This window comes from Komagataeibacter swingsii (assembly GCF_003207895.1).
GTDB lineage: Bacteria > Pseudomonadota > Alphaproteobacteria > Acetobacterales > Acetobacteraceae > Komagataeibacter > Komagataeibacter swingsii.
Window position 1 is genome coordinate 82,547 of sequence record NZ_NKUB01000001.1, and the last position, 26,749, is coordinate 109,295.

Below are 26,749 nucleotides of genomic sequence, written 5' to 3' on the forward strand. Positions count from 1 at the left end.
GAACCATGTCCCGTGTCCCGGTGGAGAAGGCCCACATGCGCGAACGCATCCGCCACGTCATGGATACGGCCGTGGAGACGTCCCGGCTGGTCGGCGCCGTGGTCATGGTCGCGGTGGATGGCGAGGTCGTGGTGGCGGAAGCCGCAGGGCAGGCCGACCGGGAAGGCGGCCTGCCCATGCAGGTCGATACCCTGTTCCGCCTCGCCTCCCTGACCAAGCCGGTGGTGACCGCCGTGGCGCTGGCCATGGTGGAGGAAGGGCTGCTGGACCTGCATGCCGCCGTGACGCGCTACCTGCCGCATTTCCATCCCGCCCTGCCTGACGGGATGCCGTGCGAGATCACGCTGCATCAACTTCTGACCCATACCAGTGGCCTGACCTACGGATTCGCCTTTCCGCGTGATGACAATCCCTACGCCCGCGCTGGCGTATCGGACGGCATTGCGGAACCGGGGCTGTCGCTGGCGGATAACCTTTCCCGGCTGGCGTCGACCCGGCTGGTCTTCGCGCCGGGGCAGGGATGGGCCTATTCGCTGGGGCTGGATGTGATGGGCGGCGTGATTGAAAAGGCATCCGGCCTGTCGCTGCCCGCGGCCGTAAGGCGTTATGTCGGCGCGCCGCTGGACTGGCGCGACAGTGGCTTCATGCTGACACCATTGCAGTCCCCCGCCGCCTGCTATGCCGATGCGCGTCCCGTGCCCATCCGCATGGGGGCGGAATATGTCATGCCACGCATGTTGCCCGGTGGCGGGATGGGGGAAATCCGTTTTGCGCCCGATCGCATCCGCAATCCGGATTCCTATCCATCCGGCGGCGCGGGCATGGTGGGGACAGCGGCGGAGTTCCTGGCATTTCTGGAAGCCGTGCGCATTGGTGGCGAAGGCATGCTGTCACCTGCATCCGCCATGCTGTTTGGCCGGAACGCCATTGGCGATATCGACATGGGGCCACTGGCGCGCGGGCGGCGCTTCGGTTATGGGGCGGCGATCATAGCGGACCCGCTGGCCGCTCGGACACCACTCAGTCCCGGCAGTTTTACATGGGGGGGTGTGTATGGGCATCAATGGGCGGTGGACCGCGCGCGGGGCATGAGCATTGTCATGCTCGGCAATACCGCGCTGGCGGGCATGGCGGGGGCGTATCCCGATGCGGTCGTCGCCGCCGCCTGCGGCGCGTGACGGAACGTGCGCCCGCACTACGACGGATACGAGGATACTGGGAACTGTCATGTCATTTGGTGATCGCGTCAACCAGTTTGACGCCTGGCTGCTGGACCGGGTCTTCCAGCCTTTTGCCGACGCCCTGCCCGAACGCCTGACGGCCATGGAAATGGGCATGAGCTTTCAGGTCGGGTCCATCGTGCTGTCGGCCGCATCCATTTCCGCCCTGCTGGTGCTGGAGGGGATGACGCTGGATAACCTGATCGCCAACGTACTCGGCTGGTTTTTCGAGGTGGTGTTCTATATCGGCATCCACCGCATGCGCAGGCTGGTCAAACCGGGTTACCAGAACCCGTTACGCGTCATGCTGGCGGGCATGCGGCCCATTTCCATCCCGTTTGCGGCCTATGCCTTCTATCAGGCGGTTACGGCGGAGCGGGCGTATGAACTGGCCCTGTGGTTCAATTCCCTGTCGCAACTTGTGTTCGTTGCCGGGATCTACCTGATTTCATGCAACGTGCCGCCGCCGGGGCATCGCGCACGGCAGACATCCTTTGGGCGCGGACCGCTGCCCAATGAAATAGGCTGACTGTCAAAAGTTTTTGGTGAAGCTTTTTTCAAAAAGCTTCAAAAATCGCCGCCTTTTAAAAAAGGCGGCACCCAAAAATTTTTGATTTTCATCGGTGGGTTTTCAGAAATCCACACACCGTCCCTTGACCGTCCAGTCGCCATAACGGGTCGGTTCCGGCCCCTTCGGGCCGCCGACTTCATCCGCCTCGGCAGGCTGTTTCAGCAGCGCGGCTTCCTTGGCCGCTTCGTCCTGCGCCGTATCGGCGGCAGGGGCGGGGGAGGGGGTCTTGTCCTTGCTCATGATGGCAGTCTCCGCCCAATGCCCCGGAACTGGCAAGCCCCAAACGTCCCTGTAAACGCCGGGATAGCGTGTTATTGATGTTCGGACTGCGCGATGCGCTGCTGCACCGTCATCCGCCATGGCGCGTTGGCGGGGGCCGCGTCCAATGCGCGGCGGTAGAGGTCCGCCGTCTCGGGGGAGATATGGCCGCCATCGGCCATCATCTGCGCTTCCGCCGCGCGGGCGGCGACTTCGGGGTCGAAATGCTGTTCGATGGCGCTGCGCCATGCCTGGGCTGCGGCGGCGTAATGGTCGCGCCCGGCTTCGGCCTGGCCCAGCAGCACATAACCCTGGAACAGGCTGGGATCGCCCGCCGGGATCTGTTTCAACTGGTCGCGCAGCCGGTCGATGATCGCGTCATTGCGGTGGTCCTCGCGCTGGAGCGCCACAAGGCGCGGGGCCAGCGGCTGTGCGGGAAGCGACGGATGCCCGACCGTAAGATACAGCCCGATGGCCGCCACCGGCAGCGCGATCAGGGCCGCGGTAATCGCTCCGGTGGAGGCCCCCTTGCCCGCGACGAAGGCGGGCAGCATGTCGGTGCCCAGTACCCGGCGCTGGATTTCCAGCCGCGCGCTGTCATGTTCGGACGGCGCGATCATGCCTTCGACCAGATCGCGTTCCAGTTCCGCAAGCTGCGCCTGATGCAGGACAAGGGCCGTCTCGCGTTCATCGCGCAGCAGGGTCGTGCGACGGAACGAGACCAGCGCGGGCAGCAGCGCGATCACGCCAAGCAGGCAAATACCAATCCAGATCATGAGACTCTCAGCGTGTTTCGGTCAGGTCGGACAGACGGCGGCGTTCCTCGTCCGTCAGGGGCGTGGGCGTTACCGTGCGGGGCCTGCGGAATGTCCACCACGCCACGCCTGTGCCAATGCACAGCGCCAGCAGCGGCATGACCCACAGCAGCAGCGTGCCGATGGTCAGCGGTGGTTTCAGGCGGATGAAGTTTCCATAGCGGTTGACCATCCAGTCCATGATCTGCCGGTTGCTTTCGCCCCTGGCCACGTGTTCGCGCACCACATGGCGCAGGTCGCGGGCCAGGTCGGCGCTGCTGTCCTCGATCGATTCGTTCTGGCACACAAGGCAGCGCAACTGCGACCCGATCGCCTCGGCGCGCTGTTCCTGCGCTGGGTCGGGCAGCATTTCCGACGGGTCATCCACCGCCATCGCCACAAACGGGGCAAACAGCAGGCAGGCCAGCAGGGCGATCACGCCGTAATGGCGCAGGGAATGTGTCTTCATGGCTTCAGGCTGTCCGCCAGCGGCATGATCGTGTTGGTAATCATGGTTTCGGTAATGGGCGAGGCCGTATGCCAGCGGATCACCCCGCCGGGGCCGATCAGGAAGGTTTCCGGCACGCCGGACACGCCCCAGTCGATCGCGGCCAGCCCGTCGCGGTCGGCGGCGATGCGGGCATAGGGGTTGCCCGCGCGCTGCACGAAGCCCAGCGCATGTTCGGGCTTGTCCTTATACGCAATGCCCCAGATCGGCAGGCGTTCCTTCAATGCGTTCAGCACCGGCATTTCGGCAACGCATGGAATGCACCACGATGCGAAATAGTTCACCAGCACCGGGGATTTCAGCGCACGCAGGTCCTGCGCGGAAAAGCCCTGTCCCGGCGCCTGGTCCGGCAGGGCGAAATCCGGCACGGGACGGTTCAGCGCCGGGGCATGGATGTCATGCGGGTCGAACGATCCCTTTGTCATGCCCGACAGCATGCGCCAGAACCCCACGCCCACCCCGCCGGCCACAACCAGCGGGGCCGCCATCAGCAGGCGGCGACGGGTGGGGGAGGCAGGCTGGCCGCTCATTGCGCCACCACCACGTCAACGGTTTTCGCCCGGCGGGGCGCGCCCACGCGCACGCGCCGGTCGGACAGCGACAGCGCGCCGCCAAAGGCCATGATCAGCCCGCCCAGCCACATCCACGGTGCCAGCGGGTTGTAATGCAGGCGCAGCACATAGGTCGGGTTGGCGTCATCGCCATGCCTGTCACCCAGCACACCGTAGATATCGGCCATGAGGTTGGTGTGGATCGCCACTTCCGTCGTGGTCTGGTGCTGGCTGGCGAAGGTGCGCTTGGAGGGATGCAGCGTCGTGATCAGCCTGCCATTGTGGCGGACCTCGATGGTCGCGACCAGCGCGCTGTAGTTCGGGCCTTGGGCCGGGTGCACGTCGGTCAGGGTCCAGCTGTCACCGGCCAGCATCTCGCTCTCGCCCACATGCACTTCCACAATCCGATGCGCCGCCTGCGACATCCCGGCAATGCCCAGCACGACGATCCCGACACCGGCATGGGCCAGGGCCGCGCCAAACACCGCGCGCGGCAGGCTGCGCGCGCGCTGCCAGCTCTGCGCCAGTGGCTGGCGGAACAGGCGCAGGCGTTCGGTAATATCGGTAATGCTGGAACAGATCACCCACACGGCAGTCGCCGTCGCCAGCACCGCCAGGATGTCACGCATCCGGAAGGTTGCGACAATCAGCGCCAGCAGCGCAACACAGGCCGCCCACCACAGGCGGCGCAGCACCGGCCACATCTGCGCCCGTTTCCATGGCACCATCGGCCCAAAGCCCATGAACACCATGAGCGGTATGGCCAGCGGTATGGTGGTTGCGTCAAAGAACGGCTTGCCGACTGAAATCGTCTTGCCGAACAGCAGCGACATGAACGGCGGATACATCGTGCCCGTCAGCACCACCGCGCAGATGGAACACAGCAGGATGTTGTTCAGGACCAGCAGCCCTTCACGCGATACGGGCGAAAACAGGCCGCCGGTGGTCAGTTGCGGGGCGCGGATGGCGAACAGCAGCAGCGACCCGCCAATGACCAGCGCCAGCAGGCCAAGGATGAACACGCCACGCGCCGGGTCGTTGGCGAAGGCATGCACGGAATTGAGGATACCCGAACGCACAAGGAATGTGCCGGACAACGAGAACGAGAACGTGCCGATCGCCAGCAGCACGGTCCAGATCTTCAGCGCCTCGCGCTTTTCCACCACGATGGCCGAATGCACCAGCGCCGTGCCCGTCAGCCACGGGATCAGCGATGCGTTTTCCACCGGGTCCCAGAACCAGTAGCCACCCCAGCCCAGCACGTAGTACGACCACCACGACCCCATGGCGATGCCGCAGGTCAGGAAGCACCACGCCGCCACCGCCCATGGCCGCACCCACCGGCCCCATGCCGCATCGACCCTTCCTTCGATCAGGGCGGCGATGGCAAAGGCGAAGGGCACGGCAAAGCCCACATACCCGGTGTAGAGAATGGGCGGATGGAACGCGAGGCCGGGGTCCTGCAGCAGCGGGTTCATGCCCTGCCCGTCCAGCGGGGCGGGCCACACGCGGGCAAAGGGGTTGGACGTGGTCAGGCAGAACAGTTCGAACCCTGCGGCAACCCCGCCCAGCACCGCGATCACGCGCGCCTGTAGCGCGGAGGGCAGGTTGCGGCCGAACAGCGCCACCGCGCCACCGCAGATGGACAGGATCATCGCCCACAGCAGGACCGATCCCTCGTGATTGCCCCATACGCCGGTGATCTTGTACAGCAGCGGCTTGCTGACCGCGCTGTTGGCGGCCACGTTCTGCACGGAAAAGTCATTGGTGATGGCGGCGTGGATCAGGCACGCAAAGGAGGTGATCAGCGCGATCATCTGCCCCACCGCCAGCGCCGGGGCCAGCGCCATCAGGCGGGCGTCACGCCGGTTGGCCCCGATCAGGGGCAGGATGGCCTGTCCGGCGGCCATGCAGCATGCCAGCGCCAGCGCAAAATTTCCAAGTTCCGGGTTCATTATCGGATGTCAGTTTCCGTCAGGTGTCTGGGTGGCCGGTTTTTTCGTGTCGGCAGCCGTCATGGTGTTCCAGCTTGCCGCGTCCGGGGCCTTGCCGAAGCGGGGGTCCCACTTGCCGCTGCGGCGCAGTTCCTCGGCCACTTCCTTGGGCATGTAGGTCTCGTCATGCTTGGCCAGCACCTCGCTGGCGCGGAAGGTGCCGTCGGGATTGACGGTGCCCACGGCGACCACGCTCTGCCCCTCGCGGAACAGGTCGGGCAGGATGCCTTCGTACCGCACGGTCACGGCGGCCTGCCCGTCGGTCACGTCAAACAGGTTGACGGGTGAATCCTTCACCGTTTCGCGGTGTACGCTACCGGCCACGACCATGCCGCCAAGGCGGATGGTGCGGTCGGCCGGGGGCGGCTTGGCATGGACCTGCGACGGGGCCATGAAGAAGACGATATTGGATGAGAAGGCGTTCAGCGTCAGCGCGGCAGCGGAACCAAGTCCGATCATGCACGCCACCACCAGCCACAGGCGTCGGCTTTTGCGGGTCATGACGGCTGGCGTGTCCGGGGCTGTTCAATGGCGGCCAGGCGCCTGCGCGCGGTACGCAGGCGGATGGCGGCGTTGACGGACAGGACCGTCGCAACGCCAAGCGTCAGGCCATAGGCGGCCAGGATATAGGGCAGGTGGGTCATACGGCGGCACTGTCAGGCTTGGGGGCGGGATTGGCGGACTGGCGGCCACGGTTGGCGGCCAGGATCGTGCGGATGCGGCTTTCCATGACCGATGCGCGCAGGCGGGCCAGCACGATCGCGCCAAAGCCCAGCGTGAAGCCCAGCGTGGTCAGCCCCAGCGGCCACAGCATGGAGGTGGACATGGTCGGCGCCCCCGTAACCGTGATGCTGTCGGGCTGGTGCAGGGTGTTCCACCACTGTACGCTGAACTTGATGATCGGCAGGTCAACAGCGCCCGCCAGCCCCAGTATGGCGGCGGCGCGATAGCCGCGCTGCGGTTCGTCAAACGCACGGATCAGCGCGATATGGCCCAGGTACAGGAAAAACAGCACCAGCACGGAGGTCAGGCGCGCGTCCCACACCCACCACGTGCCCCACATCGGCTTGCCCCACAGCGACCCGGTGGCAAGGCAGACAGCGGTGATGGACGCCCCCACCGGACCGATTTCCACTGCCGCGAGGTCCGCCAGCGGATGCCGCCAGACCAGCGACAGCAGCGAGCAGACCGCCAGCGCCATGTAACCGGACGATGCAAGCCATGCGGTCGGCACATGGACATACATGATGCGCACGCTGTCGCCCTGCTGCCAGTCGGCGGGGGAGAAGAACAGCCCCCACACGATTCCGGCAATGGATAGCGCCAGCGCGGGCCATGTCAGCCATGGCTGCAGCTTCGCCCCCATACGCAGGAAACGGCCGGGGTTGGCGTAACGGTGAAAAAGGTTACCGGTTCGTGCGGTAAGGCTCTGCGTTGCGTTCAAGGTTGATCCATCCGTGCCCGGGGCACCTGTCCCTGCAATGAAAACGGTCAAGAAATCCATGCCATCACCCCTGCATGGGTGGGGGCTGGCGTTTTCCTGCTCTACACTATCGCGTTAAAAAAGACACGGCCAGTCCTGTCCCATCATGGTACGGTCGGCCTGCAGGAGGAGAAAACATGCTGTTTGCGATCATTTGCACCGACAAGCCCGCCAGCCTGGAAACCCGCAAGGCGACGCGTGAACGCCACCTTGCGTATCTGGAACGCTGGAAGCGTCACATCGTCCATGGCGGCCCGCTGCTGGACGCGGAAAACCGCCCCTGTGGCAGCCTGCTGGTGGTGGACGTGGCCGACCGCGCCGCAGCCGAGGGATTCGCGGTGGAGGACCCGTACGCAAAGGTTGACCTGTTCGAGAGCGTGGTGATCCGTCCGTTCCGTTCAGTTTTTCGTGATGGGCTTCGGGTGGAGTAAAAAGACGGTCATGGCGTACTGGCTGATCAAGTCCGAGCCTGAGGCCTTTTCATGGTCCGAGCAGGTCGAAAACGATATTGAACCGTGGACCGGCGTGCGTAACCACCAGGCGAAGAAAAACCTCATGGCGATGAAGGCGGGCGACCGGGCCTTTTTCTACCACTCCAACGTGGGCCGTGAGATCGTGGGCGTGGTGGAGGTCGTGCGCGAAGCCTATCCCGACCCCACGGCGGCGGATGGCAAATGGGTCTGCGTTGACGTGCGCGCGGTCGGCCCGGTGCCGCATCCGGTCACGCTGGCGGCGATGAAGGCTGATCCGGACCTTGCGGATCTCGCGCTGATCCGTCAGTCGCGCCTGTCCGTCGTGCCGGTTTCGGACTCGCACTGGGCGCATCTGTGCCGGATGGGTGGCTGGAACAGCTAGGGACATGCCACGTTTCATGGCAGCAGCCATGGCGACGCACGTTGCAAGAACGCCGCCATGGTGCTGAAACGGTGGGAACTGCCGCATGGGTGTTGCGGGCGGTTTCCCATGCCCTGTCCTTATGGCGGGCATGGCGCGACCGGTCCGTGAAGGTACGGAAGATCAGGCGAAGGGCATTGTAATGAGTGCAGGTTCCTCAAACGAACTGGCGCCGCTGACATTGGACAGCGCGTGTATCACGGAACTCCAGCAGGCGCTGGAACGGGTTGAATCAGGGCGCGGCGTGCTGGTGCGCCTTGCCGACCTCATGGGGGGCGCCGTGGGGCAGGCGGCCATGCTGGGCATGCGCACGCTGGGCCTGGCGCCGGGGTTGCAGGCCCGCCTGCAGGCCACGGCGGAAACCGCGATCAGGCGCGCGTTCGACCTTGCGGTTGTGGGCATGGACCGCCCCCATGATGTATCGGCCACCCCCGATGGCGGCGCGGGGTGGCGCGACCCGGCGTTGAAGGCCGCCGTCACGGTATCGGGTGCCGTGGGGGGCTTTACCGGCCTGCCGGGCCTGGTGGCCGATGTGGGCTTCACCACCCTGACCATCATGCGTGAAATCGCCCGCATCGCGCGTGAGCAGGGTGAAGACCTGTCGCGCGAGGACGCGCGCGTCGCCTGCCTGGAAGTGTTCGCCCTGCGCGCCTTCCCCTTTGGCGCGGCAAAGGGGCAGGGCGAGGACAGCGAACTGGGCTATTTCTCCGCCCGCGCCATGCTGCGTGGCCGCCCCGTCGTCATGCTGGTCAGCGAGGTCGCGACCCATTACGGGCTGGGCCTGTCGCGCAAATTCGCGTTGCAGATGATGCCGGTGGCGGGCGCGCTGTGCGGGGCGTCGCTGAATGTGGCGTTCCTGTCGCATTACCGCGCCGTGGCGCAGGCGCATTTCACCATCCGCAGGCTGGAACGTGAATACGGCCCCGAAGTCCGCCGCACCGCGATGGACATGAAGGCCCATGCGGCAGCGCAGGTGCGCGAAAGCTGAAGGCGACAGGACGGTTTCTGGGGGCTGGTTGAAAAGCCAGCCCAGACACCCCCCAGCCGGTCAGGCCGGTCTGTCGGACGCGGCTGGCGCAGGCTTCGGATGGGCGCGCAGTTCGATAAAGGCGGCCACCAGCGCGAACAGCGCGTAAAAAGCCAGCAGCGTATCCAGCACCCCGTGAAAACGGGGCACAAGATACTGCAGCAGCACCGTAATCAGTGCGAACACCACGAATACGCCAGGCAGCCCGATCATGACCCTGTCCTTCCTGTCATCGCGCCGGATCAGGCCGTGACCGGCGTCAGCGCGTCGCGGCCCGCCAGCACCGCTTCCACATTGTCCACCGCCATCATGCCCATGTCGGTGCGCGTTTCCACCGTCGCGCTGCCGACATGCGGGGTCAGGAACACGTTGGGCAGTTCAAGGAGGCGCGGGTCGGGATTGGGTTCGTTGCGGTAGACATCCAGCCCGGCGGCGGCAAGCTGGCCGCTGCGCAGGGCGTCGACCAGCGCGTCCTCATCCACCAGCGCCCCGCGCGCCGCATTGATGAAGATCGCCCCGCGCGGCAGGCGCGACAGCAGGCTGGCGTTGATCATGCCATCGGTTTGCGGGCTTGCGGGCATATGCAGGCTCAGGATGTCGCAATGCGGCAGCATGTCGGCCACGGTGCTGAAATAGGTTGCACCCGCTTCCTGGTCGGACGGCAGGCGGCGGCGGTTGGAATACATCACCTTCATGTCGAAGCCGCGCGCCCGCTGCGCCACCGCCCGGCCAATGCGGCCCATGCCGACAATGCCCAGCCGCTTGCCGCTTATGCGCGTGCCCAGCAGTTCGTCCATGGCCAGCGACCGGCCCCAGCCGCTGCGCATCAGCGCGCCGTATTCGCTGGCCCGCCGCGCCGCCGCCAGCATCAGCAGCATGGCCATGTCCGCATTGCATTCGGTCAGCACGTCGGGCGTGTTGGTCACAACGATGCCGCGCGCATGCAGGGCGGGAATGTCCAGGTGGTCGGTGCCGACGCTGACCGTGGCCACCACCTTCACACTGTCCGGCAACAGCAGCACGTCACTGCCCCGCAGCGGCAGCCCGGTGGCGGTCATGATCGCCTGCGGCTGGAAGGCGCGCGCCGCATCCAGCAGTTCGCGCGTTGTCATCTGCTGGTCTGGTACCGTGGGTATGTTAAAGCTCTGTTCAATGCGCTGCATGACCGGGGTGGTCTGGCGCTGGGTCAGCAATACGCGGGGACGGGTATCGGACATATGGGGTGGTTTCTCCTGACAGGCGGGCATGCCATGGGGCGTCATGCCCATCAAGGCATGCGAAAAGGGTTATCCTAAGAACATGGCGGGTCAAGGGAGGGTTCCCGTTACGCCGGAACTTATGCTGCGCGCCTACATGGCCGGGCTGTTTCCCATGGCGCCGGATGCCGGGTCGGATGAACTGGAATGGTTCTGTCCCGAAATGCGCGGTATCCTGCCGCTGGACGGGTTCCATGTCAGTCGCAGGCTCATGCGCACGGTGCTGTCGGCGCGCTTTGCGGTGGCGACGGACCAGGACTTCCCCGCCGTCATGGATGGCTGCGCCGAACCGGCACCGGGGCGGGAGACCACATGGATCAGCCCACGCATCCGCACCCTGTTCTGCGCGCTGCATGACATGGGTCATGCCCATAGCGTGGAGGTCCGGCACGAAGGCCGGCTGGTGGGCGGCCTGTATGGTGTTGCGATCGGGCAGGCGTTCTTTGGCGAAAGCATGTTCAGCCGCATGCGCGATGCCTCCAAGGTCGCGCTTGTCCACCTTGTCGCGCGCCTGAAGCTGGGGGGATTCCACGTTCTGGATACCCAGTTCGGCACCGATCACCTGTCCAGCTTTGGCGGGGTGGAAATCCCGGCGCGGGACTACATGCGCCAGCTGGGGCAGGCGGTGGGGCGACAGGCGGCATGGATTGGGAATGACCGCGTAACGGACCTGCAGGCCGCCATTCGCGCCCTGCGCACGTGACGGGCGGCGGGTGGTTGACACGACCGGCCATGCGGGGTTCCGTCTTGGCAGATGAAAGGGAAATCACGATGAAGCATGGAACGGCCCGCCCGCGATGGCAGCGGACAAGGACGGGCGTGCTGTGGCCGGGTATTGCGGTGCTGGCGGCAGGGGTCGCGTCCGGCTGCGACATTCCCGCCGCGCGGGCGGTGGACCCTTCCAGCGTTCACCCCCCGCTGACCCCCACCCGTGACGTGCAGGTGGATTATAACGTGCAGCCCGATGGCGTGCCCGAACCCAAGGCGGTGCGGACATGGTTCGCCTATAATGGCGGCCTGATGCGAATCGACAGCCCGCAGGGCATGGGCGAGACGATCCTCAACCGCATGAGCCGCCAGGTCACGATCATCATCAACCCGCAGAAGGTGTACAGCCAGCTTGATGCCCGCTATGGCATCCGCAATCCCTTCCTGCTCGACCTGTCCATGACGTTTTCGCGCAAGGGCAGCGCCACCGTGGCGGGCGTGCCCTGCACGCAGTGGGATGTGACGACCGATCAGGGCAGTGCCACCGCCTGCGTGACCGATGACGGCGTGGTGCTGCAGGAAATCGGCGTGGATGGCGACGGGCTGAAGGGCCGGCTGGAGGCGACGAAGGTGGTGTACGCCCCGATCCCCGACAGCATGTTCCAGCCGCCCGAGGGTTACCGCAAGATCGACCCGCCCCCCCCGCCCGGCACGCCGTCCACGCGCAAGGATGCGGACGGGAAGGGAGGCTGACGCCGTCCGGTCCAGGGCCAGTTTTTTCAAGGATGACATGAAGTGACACGATTTGCGCATGGTGGCCGCCGGGCCGCGCTGGTGGCCTGTATGCTGGTGGCCGGGATAATGGGCCGCGCATCCGCCGCCGACCCCGATCCCCAGAGTCCCTATGTCACCCCGCAGGTGGACGTGGACGTGACCTACACCATCTATCCCCCCCATGACACGAGCGCGGTCATGAGCCAGCGCATGCGCTGGTCCGCCAGCCGCATGATGCAGCGCGTGGACCCCGCCAATGCCGCCACCTACATGATTACCGACTACCATGCCGGGACCCTGACGGTGGTAAACCCCGGGCAGAAGGTCAAGACGGTCATCCCGGCGCCGGGGGCGGCCAATGTGCAGATGGGCCAGCGCGCGCAGGGCACGTGGCTGCGCACCGGCGTGTCGAAGGTTGCGGGCGTTCCCTGCGCCCTGTGGCAGACACAGGATACCGACCAGCGTTCGAGCGAGATCTGCTACACCGATGACGGCGTGATGATGGAGGTCATCCGCGATGGCAAGGTGATGGTCGAAGCCGCCTCCCTTGCGCGCACGCCGCAGGATGAAAGCGTGTTCACCGTCCCGTCCGGGCTGAAGGAACTGCACGCGGCCCATCCCTGATACGGACCCGGCCCGGTCCGCTTTATGGCATGAAAAGGGCGGACCCTGCCCGTAAATCGCCATCGCGGTGCTGTCTAACCGATTCCGGCGGGGATGCGTTCCCTGCCGGATCGGACCAGTAACGGGAACAGGTTGATGAAGAATACAGGACGGATCGCAGCAGGGCTTGTGGTGCTTGCCGGGCTGGCGGCCGCCGCCCCGCAGGCGCATGCTTACGGCCGTCACGGTGGTGGTGGCGATGCGTTTGTCGGCGGCCTGGTGGGCGGCCTTGTCGGCGGCGCCGTGGCGGGTGCGATGGTTGACGCCTATGGGCCGCCGCCCCCTCCGCCGCCGGTGTATTACCGTCCGGCCCCGCCAGTGGTCTATTACGCCCCGCCGCCGCCCCCGCCGCCCATGGTGGTATATGGCCCCTATGGTGGGCCGGGACGGCCGTATTACTGACCTAGCCGCCGGTGGCCGCCTGTAGCGTCAGGGTCGCAATGGCCTTGCGCACGGCGGCGACGTGGTTCGTGACCTTGACCTTGCGCCACGCCTGCACCAGGTGGCCGGTGGCATCGACCAGGAAGGTCGCGCGTTCGATGCCCATGTATTTGCGGCCATACATCGATTTTTCCACCCATACCCCATAGGCCTCGGTCACCCTGCCATCGCTGTCGGATGCAAGGGGAAAGGTCAGGTTGTGGTCGGCTGCGAATTTTTCGATCGCGGGCATCCCGTCGCGTGAAACGCCAATGACATTCACGCCGTCTTTGTGCAGGTCGGCCAGCGCGGCCTCGAACTCACATGCTTCCTTGGTACAGCCTGACGTGTTGGCCTTGGGATAGAAATACAGCACGAACGGATGGCCCAGCAGCGCATGCAGGCTGACCGTGCGGCCATGGCTTGCGGGCATGCTGAAATCGGGAACGGCGCTGCCGGGTTCGGGAAAGGGGGGTATCGGGTTGCTCATGGCCTGCCTTGCTGATCTGGGTGCATGCGCCCCGCCCATGGGGGGACGCACGCAGCATTGTCGTGGGGACGATCATGCACTGCCTTGCCCTGTCGGGGAACTGCCGCCATGCGTCGCCCGCGTTTCTGTGTCCGGGGCGGGCGGTAGCAGGCGGCCGAATGCTTCCCTGACACTGGCGGCCATGCGGTCCATGCGCGCCAGCAGCCTGTCCGCGTCCGCCACGCGGAATTCCCCGGTCAGGATTTCAAGGCTGGCGGGGGGAATGGTATCGGGCACCTCGCTGCCGCATATGATGCGGATCAGCCCTTGCAGCGCGCGCCAGAACAGGTCGGCGCGGCGCAGCAGGCGGGCATCGGCGTCCGTGATATCGCCCGCCTGCGCCAGACGTAGCAGGGCCAGACGGGTGGACTGGCTGCGGCAGGCGGGATCGGTGGCCAGAAGCTGCAACCCCTGGGCGATGAATTCCACATCCATAAGCCCGCCGCGCCTGCGCTTGGTGTCCCACGGGCTGGTGGCGGGGTGTTCACGCGCCAGGCGTTCACGCATGTGGCGCACGTCATGCACGATCTGGCCATGCTCGCGCGGGGTCCGGGCGCCGTGGCCCAGTGCCGTGGCGATGGCCGCGCGCAGTTCGGCGCGCAGGGCGGGCGGTCCCGCCACGACACGGGCGCGCGTCAGGGCCATGCGTTCCCATGTCCATGCGGATTCCGCATGGTAGCGGCGGAACGCGGGCAGCGAGACGGCAACCGGCCCCTTGGACCCCGAAGGGCGCAGCCGCATGTCCACCTCGTACAGTGGTCCCTCGCGCCCCGGCGCGGTCAGGGCCGCGACAAAGGCATGCGCCAGCCGGACATAATACGTACCCGCCGCAAGCGGGCGCGGCGTCATGCCATCGGCGGGCGTGGTGGCGGGCACGACGCTTTCCCCGGCATCGGCCGGGTGGTCGAACACCAGCATGAGGTCAAGGTCCGATCCCGGCATCATTTCGCACGATCCCGCCTTGCCCAGCGCCACGACCGCCATGGCCCCGCCGGGCACCGTGCCGTGACGGCGCCTGTGTTCGGCGCTGACGACGCGCAGCAGGCCGCGTATCACCGTTTCCGCCATGGCGGTGCGCGCGCGGGCGGCGCGTTCCTCGCTCATGCGGTGTTCAAGGCGGGCGACCGACAGGCGGAATTCCTCGCCACAGACAAGCCCGCGCAGGACCGGCAGGACCTGTTCGGCCGACCGTGCGCCCGCGACATGCCGCCGCACCAGCGCCGTGACCGTGCCCAGCGCGCCGGGGCCGCCATCCATGTCCAGCAGGCCGTCCAGCGCGGAGGGCGTCTGCGCCAGGTGGTCCGCCAGGAACGGCGCGCAGTCCAGCACCGTGACAATGCGGTGGATCAGCGCGGGATTGCGTTCCAGCAGCGACAGGAACTGCACCCCCGCCCACTGGCGTTCCAGCAGCGCGTCAAACCGCCGCAGCACGGTCAGCGGCTGCCGGCGCTTGCCGATTTCCGCCATGATGGCGGGCAGCAGTCGGCGCAGCAGCTTGCGCGCCCGGTCCGAACGCAGCGCGCGCAGCCGGTTGCCGTCCCACCTGTTCAGGATGACAAGGGCGTCGTTGATGTCGGCTGCCGGGAAACCCTGTTCCAGCAGCCTGTCGGCGGCGTCGGCGTCCTCGGGGGCGATGGTCAGGTCCGGGGCGTCACTTTCGGCGAACTGCAGGTCGAAGCTGCGGCGCGAACGCTGCATGACCGACAGCATGCCACAGGCAAGGCTGCCCGCATCCGGCGCGAGCATGAAGGTCGCGAAGCGCGCGAATCCGTCATGCGTGTCCGGCAGGGTATGGGTCTGGTGGTCCATGCGCATCTGCAGCCGGTGCTCGGCCTGCCGCAGCATGCGGTAATTGCGGGCCAGTATTGCGGCCTGTTCACGTTCCAGCAGGCCGGCGCGGCGCAGCCTGCGCAATGCCCCCAGCGTGGTGGGGTCGCGCAGTTCGGGCCGCCTGCCGCCCCATACCAGTTGCAGCGCCTGGGCCACGAATTCGACCTCGCGTATGCCGCCCTGTCCCAGCTTGACGTTCTGCCCCAGCAACCAGCCCGTGGCGGCGTCGGGATCGCGGATGAATTCGGGCGGCAGGCTGCCCAGGTTGGCATGTCCCGCGTTACGGTGGCGGTCGATCCGTGCTTTCATGTCATGCAGATCGTCAATGACCGCGAAATCCAGATGGCGACGCCATACGAACGGATGAATGCTTTTAAGGAAATGGCGCCCCGCCGTGATGTCCCCCGCGACCGGCCGGGCCTTGGTCATGGCCGCGCGTTCCCACGTCCGGCCCATGCTTTCGTAATACTGGATGGCGGCGGGAAAGGACACGGCGGCAGGCGTGGCGGACGGGTCGGGACGCAGCCGCAGGTCCATGCGGAATACGTAACCATTTGCATCACGCGCTTCCATAAGCGTGACAAGATCGCTAGTCATGCGCACAAAGGTATGCCGCAGTTCCCCGTTGCCGGGGTGACGGTCCGGGTCATACAGGATGATCAGGTCTATGTCCGAGGAGTAGTTCAGTTCCCGCGCGCCCAGCTTCCCCATTGCCAGAACCACGAAGCCGCTGCCCCGGCACGGGGTTTCGGGGTTACGCAGGCGCAGTCGCCCGGTGTCATGCGCATGCAGCAGCAGATGTCTGACCGCTGCCCCCAGCGCGTTCTCGGCCAGCTGGCTCAGCGCCAGGGTGACCTGCTCCAGCGTCCATGCGCCGCCGATATCGGCCAGCGCAATGGCCAGCGCCGCCTGCCGCTTGGCCACGCGCAATGCTGCCATGACCTCAGCGCGGGCGGTATCGGGCGGCAGGGCGTCCAGTCCCGACAGGATCCGGCGCACGCACACATCCGGCCCATCGGCCAGCAGCCCGGCAAAGGCCACCGTGTCGCGCAGCACCAGGTCGGACAGGTAGGGACTGTTTCCCCCCACCGCATCCAGCAATGGCCCCAGTTCGGGCAGGCTGGCGATAGCGGGCAGGCCCGCGCGCGCGCAGGCATCCGCCAGGTTTTCACGCAGGATGCGCGCCGCGCGCGTATCGGCGGCATGGGGCCATGTGCAGCCACACCACGAAGGGTGCGGCACGAAGGGGGGCAGGGCAGGCTGGTCCATGGGGAAAGTTCCGTTAAGGGGCTGGAAAATCATGCAGGCCCGCATGGTGGCATGGCGTGGGTGGCATGACGGAAGCAGGGCAACCCTCCCCCGCGCCGGAACCCGTGTCCAGCCCCAGTCCCAGCCGCGTGCGTCGCGCGGTGATGGCGGCCGGGCGCGTGGTGATCTGGCTGGTGCTGCTGTGCATTACGCTGCCCGCCGTGCTGCTGCTTGTGCTGACGGTGCGGCTTTCCGCGGGGCCGCTGGATGTGACGCCGGTGGTCAGCCTGCTCATGCCGCTGCCGGTCGCGCATGGGCTGAAGCATGAGGACATCATCGGCACCCTGTCGGCGGGGCATGTGCGCATGGGCTGGAACGCCGTGCATGAGGGGCTGCGCGCCCCGCTGGTGATATGGGTGGAGGACGTGCGGATCCAGCGCCGTGACGGGCAGATGGCCGATACCCTGCGCCGTGGCCGCCTGACGCTGGACAGCCCGGCGCTGTTCCATGGCAGCGTGCGGATACTGGAACTCTCGGCATCCCACGGGCGGCTGAAGCTTGCACGCAACAGGGAAGGCAAATTCGGCCTCGACCTTGGCCCGGACACGCCTTATTCCGCGCGGAAACCCGAAGAACCCGCCCCCGTGGACCTGACGGCGCTGCGGCAGGCCGTCATATCCGACACCCACGTCAATTTTGCCGACCGCATGACCGGGCGCACGTGGCGGCTGGGCGAAGCCGATGCCCGGCTGAAGGTCGTGACCGATTCCGGGCGGAAGGGGGTGACGGGTGATGTCCGCCTCGGGCTGGAGGGCAATGGCGAACGGCTGGTGGTGCATGGCACGGGCGAACATGCCGGCCCCGGCCAGATCAACTGGACCCTGCAGCTTGACCCGATCAGCCCCGCCGCCTTCGCGCCGGGACAAAAGGAGGTGGAGCCGCTTGGCCTGCCCGTGGGCGGGCAGTTGCAGGTCGCCTTCCGGGACGGGGGCGCGCGCGATGTTCCCTTCCTCATGCCGCGCGAATTCGCGCTGCACCTTGATGCGGGCAACGGGAAGGTCACGACCCGCAAGGCGGGGCAGTTCCTGGTGGGGGAAGGCGAGGCCGACCTTGTCGGCTCGCTGGGGGCGGGGCCACCCAACGCGCCGTTCGATGGCCCGCTGCATGTCATGCTGAAGCGGCTGGAACTGCACCTGCGCGCGCCGGGCCATGCAACCGATGATGGCAGCGGCCCCACGCTGGACGCCACGGCGGACCTGAAATCGACATCCCTGCTGGACCCGAAGGCGGCGCAGGTGGATGTGGACGCGCGCGCGCGGTCGCTGGATTTCGCGACACTGGGTGATTTCTGGCCTCCGCGCGCGATGAAGGGCGCGCGGCGGTGGGTTACGCAGAACATCCCGCAGGGGCATGTGCAGGCAATGCAGGTCAACATGGGCTTGGCCAGCCACAGGGGCTGGGGCGGGCTGGACCTTGTCTCGCTGGGGGGGACGATTGACGCGGACCAGATGGAACTGCACTGGCTGCGCCCCATCCCGCCCATGCATGACATGGACGCCCACCTGACCTTTGATGGCCCGGATCAGATCATGATCCGCTTTGGCCATGCCTACCAGCTGGTGGACCTTGCGGACCGGCACGTGGACGCCACGGGCACGGGCCGGATCGAGGTCGGCCCCGGCTCCATGCGGATCACGGGCCTGAATGAAAAGGTGCAGGTGGGCGACATCAACGTCACCCTGCTGGGCAATGCGCGCGACGTGCTGGCGCTGCTGGCCGAACCCCGGCTCAATGTGCTTTCGCGCCATCCCATGTCGTTCACGCACCCTGTGGGCCGGGCCAATGTGTCGCTGCATATCGCCCTGCCGCTGGACGCGCATGTGCGGCTGGACCAGATCGACCTGCGCAGCCATACCGACCTTGCGCAGGTGCATCTGGGCAATGTGGTGGTGGGCAGGCCGCTCGATAACGGCAGCCTTGGCATTGACGCCACGATCAACGGCCTGCTGCTGCAGGGGACCGGGGTGCTGGCGGGCATTCCCTCCAGCGTGATCTACACCATGGATTTCCGTAACGGCCCGATGGTCCACGCGGTGGAAAGCGCCAGCCTGCAGGGGCATGTCACCCCTGAGGGCGTGCGCCGCGCGGGGTTCGAGATGGGCGAGCATTTTGCCGGCAGCGCCCAGCTGGATGTAGATTACGACCGCTTCGCGGGCGGCAGGGCGCAGGTCAATATCGACCTCGACCTTGACCGCGCGGCGCTGAACATCCCCATCTGGTCCAAGAAGGCGGGGCAGGAAGCGAATGCCTCGGTCGAACTGGATCTTGACCATGGCCAGATCTCCAGCATCGAGAATATCCGCGCCGTAGGCCCCGACCTGCTGATTGATGGCCATGCCGAGACCGCATCTGGTGTCGCGCGCCGCCTGATCCTGCGTGGGTTCCATGTCGGCCGGTCGATGGGCAATGCCTCGGTCATGCTGCCGGCGCGTGAAAATGACCCGATCGGGGTGAATGTGGCGGCAAAGGTGCTGGACCTGTCGCCGCTGGTGTCGTTCCAGACCACGCCGGACAGCCCGGCTTCCGCCAGGCCAGCGACACAGCAGGGCAGCACCGGCTACCATGTGCCCGAAATGGCCAGCGGGCGCGTGAAGGGACCGCCGGGCCGCCGGTGGAACCTGAATGTCGATGCCCAGACCCTGTATTACAGCCAGAAGGATGTGCTGACGAACGTGCACAGCCATCTGGAAACCGATGGCGTGCGCCTGACGCGCGGCGTCATGACGGTCGAGGGGCCGGTGGCGGCCACGGCGCACCTGGACCCGAAGGGCAATACGCGCGTGCTGGACGTGCATGTGGCCAGCCTTGGCGCGCTGTTGCAGGACATGAAGGTCACTGACGAGATGCAGGGCGGTGTCACCGACATTACCGGCAGCTTTGACGACAGTGTCGCGACCGCGCCTTTCGCGGGCAAGGTGCATATGGGGCCGTTCAGGCTGCGCAACGTGCCGGCGGTGGTGCGCATGGCCAACAATGCCTCGATCTACGGCTGGCTGCGCGCGCCGCACGCGCCCAGCTTCCAGGTCGAGCAACTGGATGCGCCGGTTACGCTGGATGAGGGCAACGTCCATATTGCCGACGGGCTGGTCAGCAATGCATCGCTCGGGGCCACGGTGTCAGGGGATGTGAACCTTGAGAAGAAGACGCTCAATCTGGATGGCACCATCATCCCCGCCTTTGCCGTGAACGCCGCGCCGGGGCATCTGCCGGGCCTGCTGGGCTGGCTGTTCAGCCCTGAAAAGAACGGGGGGGTCGTCTCCGCCACCTACCAGGTCACGGGACCGATGGATAACCCGGCGGTGCATGTGAACCCCTATGCCATGCTGCTGCCCGGCTTCCTGCGTAATCTCATGCATATCCACTGAAGAAGTTTTTGGTGAAGCTTTTTTCAAAAAGCTTCAGGAGAACGCCGCCTGTCTGGAAAAAGGCGGCGTCAAAAACTTCTGTCAATTAGTGCTCGTCCGTAATGCGATCATGCCCGGGCAGCACGAACAGCACGGTCAGCAGCGAACAGGCGATGCAGCCGGTCACGTACCAGTAGAACAATCCTTCATGCCCGATCTGCTTGAACCACAGGGCCACGTATTCCGCCGTGCCGCCAAAGACCGAAACGGTCAGCGCATAGGGCAGCGCCACCCCCAGCGCGCGGATGCGGGTGGGGAACAGTTCGGCCTTTACCACCGCGTTGATGGAGGTATAGCCCGAAATCCCGACCAGCGCCGCCGTCACCAGGCCAAAGGCCGCCAGCGGGGAATGCACGCTTGATAGCGCCTGCATGAGCGGCACGGTCGCAAGGCAGCCGACAATGCCGAACGACAGCAGCAGCCGCCTGCGGCCCACCCGGTCCGACAGCGCGCCAAAGGCGGGCTGGACCATGGCGAACATCACCAGCGACGCGGTGGAGACCAGCGTGGACTGCTCCTTGCTCAGCCCCGCCGTGTTGACCAGGTATTTCTGCATGTAAATCGTGAAGGTGTAGAACGCGACCGTGCCCCCCAGCGTCAGGCCGCATACGCCCAGTACCTCGCGCGGGTGGCGCAGCAGCACGCGCAGGCCGCCATGGGCGGCGTGGTCATGGCTGGCCGTACTGAACTGCTCGCTTTCCGCCATGCCGCGACGGAACCACAGGATGGACAGTGCAAGCAGCGCGCCAATGCAGAACGGAATGCGCCAGCCCCATGCCCCAAGCTGCGCCGGGCTGAGCAGCACGAACTGCAGCACCAGCAGCACCACAAGCGCCAGCAGTTGCCCCATCACCAGCGTGACATACTGGAAACTGGCGTAAAACCCGCGCTGCGCGGGTGGCGCGATTTCCGACAGGTACGTGGCGCTGGCCCCGTATTCACCCCCAAGGCTCAATCCCTGCAGCAGGCGCGCGAACAGCAGCACACACGGGGCCGCAACGCCAATGCGGTCGTAGGTCGGGCACGCGGCAATGGCCAGCGAGCCTGCGCACATGGCGATGATCGAGACACTCAGCGCCGCGCGCCGTCCATGCCGGTCCGCCATAAGCCCCATGAGCCACCCGCCCACCGGCCGCATGAGGAAACCGATGGCGAACACAGCAGCACTGCGCAGCAGTTCCGTCGTCTGGTTGCCTCTGGGAAAGAAGGCATGGGCAAAATACATGGAAAATGCCGCATAGACGTACCAATCGAAATATTCGATCAGATTTCCGGATGACCCCGCAATAATGCTTCGTATTCTCTGCGCGGTGGTCAGCGCGCCGGTCTGGGTCTTGAAAACAGGCATGGTGTGCAACCTATGGGGGCGAAAGGGGTATCAGGAGGAACGGGGCAGGGACCGGACCACCCGCGCGGGACTGTCCAACGGGGCGTCGTCCGCCCCGGCAATGACCGGGGTATCCGCGTCCATGTCGCTGATCCGGCCAGACAGGGCGGCGGCAAGGCGGTCGGTATCCAGCGCGCCTTCCCACCGGGCCAGCACGATCGTGGCCACCGCGTTGCCGATGATGTTGGTCAGCGACCGGCATTCCGACATGAAACGGTCAATGCCAAGGATCAGCCCCATGCCCGCCACCGGCACGTCGGGCACCACCGCCAGCGTCGCGGCAAGGGTGACGAACCCCGCCCCCGTGACCCCGGCGGCCCCCTTGGAACTGATCATGGCGACCAGCAGCAGGCTGACCTGCTGGCCCAGCCCCAGGTGCACGTCCGTCGCCTGTGCGATGAACAGGGCCGACAGCGACATGTAGATGTTGGTGCCATCAAGGTTGAAGGAATAGCCCATCGGCACCACCAGCCCCACGACGGAGGGCGCGCAGCCCGCGTTTTCCATCCGGGTCATCAGGCTGGGCAGCGCTGATTCGGATGAACTGGTGCCCAGCACGATCAGCAGTTCCTCCCGCAGGTAGGCCAGCAGCGGCAGGATGCGGAACCCGTTGTACCGCGCGACCGCCCCCAGTATCACCACCACGAACAGCGCGGAGGTGGCGTAGAACGTCACCACAAGGAAGGCGAGGTGCAGCACCGACCCGATGCCAAACCGCCCGATGGTGAACGCCATGGCCCCCAGCGCCCCGATGGGGGCGGCGTACATGACCAGCCGCACCACCCCGAACACCAACTGCGTCAGCTGCTTGAGCAGGGTCAGGATCGCATGCCCCTTCGCCCCCATGTGCGACAGGCTGATGCTGAACAGGATGGCGATCAGCAGCACCTGCAGGATATCGCCCGAGACAAAGGCGCTGACCACCGTGTCGGGAATGATATTGAGCAGGAAGTCGCTGAACGAATGCGCCTGCGCGCGTGCGGTAAAGGCCGCGACCGCGTGGGTGTCCAGCGTCGCGGGGTCGGCATGGATGTGCGCGCCGGGGCGCACGATGTTGGCCATGACCATGCCCACCACCAGCGCCAGTGACGAAAAGGTCAGGAAATACACCATCGCCTTGGCCGCCAGCCGCCCCGCCTGCCCCAGGTCGGACAGGCTGGCCACCCCCGTCACCACCGTCAGGAAGATGACCGGCGGGATCACCATCTTGACCAGGCGGATGAAGCCATCGCCCAGCGGTTTCAGCGTCACGGCCAGATGCGGGCAGAAATATCCCAGCGCGACGCCCGCCACCACCGCGATGACAACCTGCGCGTACAGGCTGCGAAACAGGGATCCGCGCCGCGCCGGCCGGGCTTGCGGGCAGGTCTGCGTTTCCTCGGGCATGGTTGGTGGGTCCTCAAGAACGGTTCGGTTTCCGGCACCGCGAACGGGCGGGGTGAAGGCATGCCGGGGCACGCTAGTGGTTTTTGGCGCCGTGCGAACCTGAAAATCAGGTGAGAGGCGGGTCGTTACGGTCGCTGCATATCACGGTTGCCAGATATTCCAAAAAAACATGATGGCTTTACATCCCCTGCATTACAGGGCACGGACATGTTTTGTTCTTTATGATGGGAAACAATTCGCCATGCCCGATCTGTCCGCATCGCCCGTCTTGTGGATCGGAATGCTGCTTGCCGCGATAGCGTGCCTGTTGTCCCTGATCGTGCTGCGTCGCCTGTCCCTCATGGCGGGGCGGGACGGGGATGCGGACCAGCTTGCGCGGCTATGCGTGATGACGGAGCGCGAGACCGCCGCCCGCGTGGCGGAAAACGAGGCCCAGCGCGCCCGCATGGCGGAAATCGAGCGCGCGCTGTCGACAAGGCTGGACCAGCGGCATCAGGAAATGACCGAAACCTTCAACCGCATCGCCCGCATGATGGGCCGCGACCTTGCGGAAATGCGGGTGACGCAGTCCGAATCCCTGCGCGAAATGGCGGAGGAGGGCAGGCGGCAGGGCGATGAACTGCGCGCCGCCGTGAATGAACGCCTGCACCAGGCGGTGGAAAAGCAGATGCAGACATCCTTCCAGCGCGTGCTGGAACAGATTGGCGCGATGCAGAAGGCGATGGGCGAGGTCTCGGCCATGACCGCGCAGGTGGGCGACCTCAAGCGCCTGTTCGCCAACGTCAAGACCCGCGGGGGGTGGGGCGAATCCCAGTTGCGCACCATCCTTGACGACGTGCTGCCCGAAGGCGCGTACGAAACCAACCGCCGCCTGCGCGATGACAGCCGCGAGGTGGTGGAATTCGCCGTGCGCATGCCGGTGCGCGCCACCGTGCCGCCGGTGCTGGCCATTGATTCCAAATTCCCCACCGAAGCCTATGAACGCCTCCTGCAGGCGGTGGAGGACTGTAATCCCGATGCCGAACGCGCCGCCCGCCGCGCGCTGGAGACCACCCTGCGGATCGAGGCGCGCAAGATCGCGACCAAATACATCGTGCCGCCCGTGACGGTTGAATTCGCCGTCCTGTACCTGCCCACCGACGGGCTGTATGCCGAGGTCGCGCGGATTCCCGGCCTGCTGGATGAAATCGGCCGGACCTATCGCGTCATCGTGATGGGGCCGGGCCTCATGCCCGCCATGCTGCGCACCATCCACCTTGGCTACGTGACGCTGGCGCTGGAGCGGCGCACGGACGATATCGCGCGCCTGCTGGGGGCCACGCGCCAGGAAATGCTGCGCATGGACGGGGTGCTGGAAAAACTGGCCCGCAATGCATCGGCCATGTCATCCTCCATCGACGAAGCGCGCAGGCGCACGGGCCTCGTGACCCGCAGGCTGCGCGAACTGGACGTGGATACGCGCGCCGCCCCCGCCGGGGATGACGGCGCGCCCCCCGCCACGGGCGATGGCGGCGGGGCGCAGGCCGACATGGCGCCATCCTGGTCGCGCGAAGGGGCGGCGGCGCGCGGGCTGTAGCTGAACCCGATTTTAATTGGCCCCGTTCCGGCACGCGCTGCATAAGGGAGGGATGATGAGTGTGCCGCCCGAAACCCACCGTCCTGAAACCGTGCCTGTTTCCCACACGGGCGGGGCCGCGCCGCGCGTCCTGCTGGTGGAGGATGACAGCAAGATCGCGCAGGAAGTGGTGGAGGAACTCGAAAGCCGCCATTTCCATGTCCAGCATGAGGAATCAGGCGCCGCCGGCCTGGCGATCGGGCTGAATGCGCATTTCGACGTCATGATCGTGGACCGCATGCTGCCCGAACTTGATGGCCTGACGCTGATCGAGACCCTGCGTGAGCGCAGGGTGCATGTGCCCGTGCTGGTGCTGTCCGCCCTGTCGGCGGTGGATGACCGGGTCAGCGGGCTGAAGGCGGGGGGCGACGACTACCTGACCAAGCCGTTCGCGATGGAGGAACTGGCCGCGCGGCTGGAGGCGCTGCTGCGCAGGCCCGACAATTCACGCCATACCATGCTGCGTGTCGGCCCGCTAGAAATGGACCTGATCGCGCGCACGGTCACGCGCAATGGCATGCCGATCGACCTGCTGCCGCGCGAATTCCGGCTGCTGGAATACCTCATGCGCCGACCGGGGCAGGTGCTGACGCGCAACATGCTGCTGGAGGATGTGTGGAATTACCGCTTCATTCCCCAGACCAACCTTGTGGACGTGCATATCGGCAAGCTACGCCGCAAGATCGATGAAAGCGGTAAGCCCCCCCTGATCCAGAGCATCCGGGGCGCGGGGTTCATGCTGCGTGCTTCGTAACGAACTGTTCCGCACCGCCACCTTCCGCCTGACGCTGGCGGTGGTGGCGGCGATGATCTGTTCGGCGGCGTTGCAGTTCTTTTTCGGCTACAGTCAGGCCAGCGTGTTCGAGGCAAGGCGGTCCGACATGCTGCTGCTGCGCGAAGCCAGCATCCTGCAGCGCGAAACCCCTTCCGAGCTTGAGCAGCAGGTGCGCGACCGCGCCACCGATGACCTGCGCATCATCATGAATGTCACCACGCTGTTCGACGCGCAGCAGCATTATATCGTGGGCGACCTGCGCAACTGGCCCACCGGGCTGGTGGCGGACGGGCATGTGCATGTCATCGAACCCGAGGCGATGGGCGGCGGGTCCGCCACCGTGCTGCGCATGGTCGGGGTCAGGGTGCGGGGCGGGCGGTACCTGGTGCTGGGCCGCAGTCGGCACATGCGCACCGAACTGCGGCTGATGATGCGGCATTCCATGCTGGTCTCGATCGTGCCGACCGTGCTGTTCGCGCTGATGACGGGCATCATCCTCAGCCATCGCGCCCTGTCGCGGGTCAAGGACATGCATGAGGCGATCGACCGCATCATGGAAGGCGACCTGCATGAACGCCTGCCGTCGGGAAAGCAGAATGACGACCTCCAGCGCCTGGCGGGCAGCGTCAACCGCATGCTGGACCGGCTGGAACAACTGCTGGATGAAATACGCGACGTGGGCAACGACATCGCCCACGACCTGCGCACGCCGCTTGCGCGCGTGCGCGCCCGCCTTGACCGCGCCCTGAATGCCGGCCATTCGGCCGAGGCGCTGCGCAACGTCATTGCCCGCACCATAGATGACCTGGACCAGTCCTTTTCCATCATCACGGCCCTGCTGCGCATTGGCGAGATCGAGAACGGCCGCAGGCGCGCGGGTTTCGGCACGGTGGACCTGGGCGCGCTGGTGGCCGATATCGTGGATCTGTATGAACCCATAGCCGAAACCAAGGGTATCATCCTGTCGCATGCGGGCGCGGACACGCCGATACAGGTGCAGGGGGACAGGGACTTGCTGATCGAGGTGCTGGCCAACCTGGTGGACAACGCCATCAAGTTCACGCCCGAAGGCGGCCGGGTTGAAATCCGCACCTGCATGAAGGACGACTGCGCGCTGTTGCAGGTCGCCGATACCGGAATCGGTATCCCGGCGGGGGAACGCAAGGCGGTCATGGGGCGTTTCTACCGTTCGGACAAAAGTCGCCACATTCCCGGCAGCGGGCTTGGGCTGAGCCTGGTGTCGGCCATTCTCGCGCTGCACCACGCGCGGCTCGACATCATGCCGTCGCGTGTGCATGACAGCCTGCCGGGGGTGACCATGGGTATCATTTTCCCACCATCGACCCTGATTCAGGCTGGAAACTAAATTGAAATTTCATTTGCCACCCGTCATG

27 protein-coding genes are annotated in these 26,749 nt (G+C 66.0%); 13 read left to right on the forward strand and 14 right to left on the reverse strand.

Annotated features, from left to right (window positions below; translation table 11 throughout):
- Positions 1–5 precede the first annotated feature (5 nt).
- Together CFR76_RS00380 and CFR76_RS00385 are read left to right on the forward strand one after the other, a co-directional pair.
- Positions 6–1,178, forward strand: coding sequence for a serine hydrolase domain-containing protein (locus CFR76_RS00380; protein ID WP_110555334.1), 1,173 nt, complete (start codon positions 6–8; stop codon positions 1,176–1,178).
- 49 nt (positions 1,179–1,227) lie between these two features.
- Positions 1,228–1,749, forward strand: coding sequence for a hypothetical protein (locus tag CFR76_RS00385; RefSeq protein ID WP_110555335.1), 522 nt, complete (start codon positions 1,228–1,230; stop codon positions 1,747–1,749).
- A 102-nt stretch (positions 1,750–1,851) separates the two neighbouring features.
- On the opposite strand, the gene CFR76_RS00390 is transcribed toward CFR76_RS00385, so the two are convergent.
- From CFR76_RS00390 to CFR76_RS00425, 8 genes are all read right to left on the reverse strand, one after another.
- Positions 1,852–2,031: a DUF1674 domain-containing protein gene (locus tag CFR76_RS00390; protein WP_025439100.1), complete on the reverse strand. Its 180-nt coding sequence runs from the start codon at positions 2,029–2,031 to the stop codon at positions 1,852–1,854.
- 71 nt (positions 2,032–2,102) lie between these two features.
- Positions 2,103–2,825 carry a c-type cytochrome biogenesis protein CcmI gene (gene ccmI, locus CFR76_RS00395; RefSeq protein WP_025439099.1) on the reverse strand — a complete coding sequence of 241 codons (723 nt, stop codon included), beginning with the start codon at positions 2,823–2,825 and terminating at the stop codon, positions 2,103–2,105.
- A 7-nt stretch (positions 2,826–2,832) separates the two neighbouring features.
- Positions 2,833–3,312: a cytochrome c-type biogenesis protein gene (locus CFR76_RS00400; RefSeq protein ID WP_110555336.1), complete on the reverse strand. Its 480-nt coding sequence runs from the start codon at positions 3,310–3,312 to the stop codon at positions 2,833–2,835.
- Positions 3,309–3,881 carry a DsbE family thiol:disulfide interchange protein gene (locus CFR76_RS00405; protein ID WP_110555337.1) on the reverse strand — a complete coding sequence of 191 codons (573 nt, stop codon included), beginning with the start codon at positions 3,879–3,881 and terminating at the stop codon, positions 3,309–3,311. The genes CFR76_RS00400 and CFR76_RS00405 overlap by 4 nt, the downstream gene beginning before the upstream one ends.
- A complete protein-coding gene (locus CFR76_RS00410) occupies positions 3,878–5,857 on the reverse strand; it encodes a heme lyase CcmF/NrfE family subunit (RefSeq protein ID WP_110555338.1) in 1,980 nt (659 codons plus the stop codon). Before CFR76_RS00410 ends, CFR76_RS00405 begins: the two co-directional genes overlap by 4 nt.
- A gap of 9 nt (positions 5,858–5,866) precedes the next feature.
- On the reverse strand, positions 5,867–6,397 hold the full coding sequence (gene ccmE, locus CFR76_RS00415) for a cytochrome c maturation protein CcmE (protein ID WP_110555339.1): 531 nt from the start codon (positions 6,395–6,397) through the stop codon (positions 5,867–5,869).
- Complete coding sequence (gene ccmD / locus CFR76_RS00420) at positions 6,394–6,540, reverse strand: heme exporter protein CcmD (protein WP_010506787.1); 147 nt, start codon at positions 6,538–6,540, stop codon at positions 6,394–6,396. The genes ccmE and ccmD overlap by 4 nt, the downstream gene beginning before the upstream one ends.
- Positions 6,537–7,340 (reverse strand): heme ABC transporter permease, encoded by an 804-nt coding sequence (locus tag CFR76_RS00425; RefSeq protein ID WP_110555535.1) that lies wholly within the window; start codon positions 7,338–7,340, stop codon positions 6,537–6,539. The genes ccmD and CFR76_RS00425 overlap by 4 nt, the downstream gene beginning before the upstream one ends.
- Positions 7,341–7,516: 176 nt before the next feature.
- On the opposite strand from CFR76_RS00425, the gene CFR76_RS00430 reads away from it, so the two are divergent.
- From CFR76_RS00430 to CFR76_RS00440, 3 genes are all read left to right on the forward strand, one after another.
- Entirely contained in the window at positions 7,517–7,810 is a 294-nt protein-coding gene (locus CFR76_RS00430) for a YciI family protein (RefSeq protein ID WP_010513116.1), read from the forward strand.
- Positions 7,811–7,820: 10 nt separating this feature from the next.
- Positions 7,821–8,234, forward strand: coding sequence for an EVE domain-containing protein (locus CFR76_RS00435; RefSeq protein WP_110555340.1), 414 nt, complete (start codon positions 7,821–7,823; stop codon positions 8,232–8,234).
- 181 nt (positions 8,235–8,415) lie between these two features.
- Positions 8,416–9,261, forward strand: a complete 846-nt coding sequence (locus CFR76_RS00440; protein WP_110555536.1) for an EcsC family protein — start codon at positions 8,416–8,418, stop codon at positions 9,259–9,261.
- Between the two features lie 60 nt (positions 9,262–9,321).
- Here the strand turns inward: CFR76_RS00440 and CFR76_RS00445 are convergent, their stop codons facing one another.
- Positions 9,322–9,513, reverse strand: a complete 192-nt coding sequence (locus CFR76_RS00445; protein ID WP_110555341.1) for a hypothetical protein — start codon at positions 9,511–9,513, stop codon at positions 9,322–9,324.
- 29 nt (positions 9,514–9,542) lie between these two features.
- Positions 9,543–10,517: a 2-hydroxyacid dehydrogenase gene (locus tag CFR76_RS00450; RefSeq protein WP_110555342.1), complete on the reverse strand. Its 975-nt coding sequence runs from the start codon at positions 10,515–10,517 to the stop codon at positions 9,543–9,545.
- A gap of 82 nt (positions 10,518–10,599) precedes the next feature.
- Here CFR76_RS00450 and aat point away from each other — a divergent pair, with 82 nt between their 5' ends.
- From aat to CFR76_RS00470, 4 genes are all read left to right on the forward strand, one after another.
- The gene (aat, locus tag CFR76_RS00455) at positions 10,600–11,259 is read left to right on the forward strand and encodes a leucyl/phenylalanyl-tRNA--protein transferase (RefSeq protein WP_244191706.1); all 660 of its coding nucleotides are present in this window, start codon (positions 10,600–10,602) and stop codon (positions 11,257–11,259) included.
- Between the two features lie 68 nt (positions 11,260–11,327).
- Positions 11,328–12,017, forward strand: a complete 690-nt coding sequence (locus CFR76_RS00460; RefSeq protein WP_110555538.1) for a hypothetical protein — start codon at positions 11,328–11,330, stop codon at positions 12,015–12,017.
- Positions 12,018–12,059: 42 nt separating this feature from the next.
- Positions 12,060–12,662, forward strand: a complete 603-nt coding sequence (locus CFR76_RS00465) for a DUF4412 domain-containing protein (protein WP_110555343.1) — start codon at positions 12,060–12,062, stop codon at positions 12,660–12,662.
- A 135-nt stretch (positions 12,663–12,797) separates the two neighbouring features.
- Positions 12,798–13,103 carry a hypothetical protein gene (locus CFR76_RS00470; protein WP_110555344.1) on the forward strand — a complete coding sequence of 102 codons (306 nt, stop codon included), beginning with the start codon at positions 12,798–12,800 and terminating at the stop codon, positions 13,101–13,103.
- A gap of 1 nt (position 13,104) precedes the next feature.
- On the opposite strand, the gene CFR76_RS00475 is transcribed toward CFR76_RS00470, so the two are convergent.
- Complete coding sequence (locus tag CFR76_RS00475; RefSeq protein WP_110555345.1) at positions 13,105–13,611, reverse strand: peroxiredoxin; 507 nt, start codon at positions 13,609–13,611, stop codon at positions 13,105–13,107.
- A 72-nt stretch (positions 13,612–13,683) separates the two neighbouring features.
- The gene (locus tag CFR76_RS00480; RefSeq protein ID WP_244191707.1) at positions 13,684–16,749 is read right to left on the reverse strand and encodes a bifunctional [glutamine synthetase] adenylyltransferase/[glutamine synthetase]-adenylyl-L-tyrosine phosphorylase; all 3,066 of its coding nucleotides are present in this window, start codon (positions 16,747–16,749) and stop codon (positions 13,684–13,686) included.
- Positions 16,750–16,814: 65 nt separating this feature from the next.
- Between CFR76_RS00480 and CFR76_RS00485 the strand changes: the two genes are divergently transcribed.
- On the forward strand, positions 16,815–20,153 hold the full coding sequence (locus tag CFR76_RS00485; protein WP_110555346.1) for an AsmA-like C-terminal region-containing protein: 3,339 nt from the start codon (positions 16,815–16,817) through the stop codon (positions 20,151–20,153).
- An 85-nt stretch (positions 20,154–20,238) separates the two neighbouring features.
- On the opposite strand, the gene CFR76_RS00490 is transcribed toward CFR76_RS00485, so the two are convergent.
- Both CFR76_RS00490 and dctA read right to left on the reverse strand, forming a co-directional pair.
- Positions 20,239–21,540 (reverse strand): MFS transporter, encoded by a 1,302-nt coding sequence (locus CFR76_RS00490; RefSeq protein WP_208623896.1) that lies wholly within the window; start codon positions 21,538–21,540, stop codon positions 20,239–20,241.
- Between the two features lie 30 nt (positions 21,541–21,570).
- Positions 21,571–22,965, reverse strand: a complete 1,395-nt coding sequence (gene dctA, locus CFR76_RS00495) for a C4-dicarboxylate transporter DctA (protein WP_110555348.1) — start codon at positions 22,963–22,965, stop codon at positions 21,571–21,573.
- A gap of 241 nt (positions 22,966–23,206) precedes the next feature.
- Between dctA and CFR76_RS00500 the strand changes: the two genes are divergently transcribed.
- Genes CFR76_RS00500 through CFR76_RS00510 form a run of 3 tightly spaced genes read left to right on the forward strand, consistent with a single transcriptional unit; the run spans position 23,207 to position 26,721 of the window.
- A complete protein-coding gene (locus CFR76_RS00500) occupies positions 23,207–24,541 on the forward strand; it encodes a DNA recombination protein RmuC (protein ID WP_110555349.1) in 1,335 nt (444 codons plus the stop codon).
- A gap of 55 nt (positions 24,542–24,596) precedes the next feature.
- Positions 24,597–25,334, forward strand: a complete 738-nt coding sequence (locus CFR76_RS00505; protein WP_110555350.1) for a response regulator transcription factor — start codon at positions 24,597–24,599, stop codon at positions 25,332–25,334.
- A complete protein-coding gene (locus CFR76_RS00510) occupies positions 25,324–26,721 on the forward strand; it encodes a sensor histidine kinase (RefSeq protein WP_110555351.1) in 1,398 nt (465 codons plus the stop codon). The genes CFR76_RS00505 and CFR76_RS00510 overlap by 11 nt, the downstream gene beginning before the upstream one ends.
- The last annotated feature ends 28 nt before the right edge of the window (positions 26,722–26,749 follow it).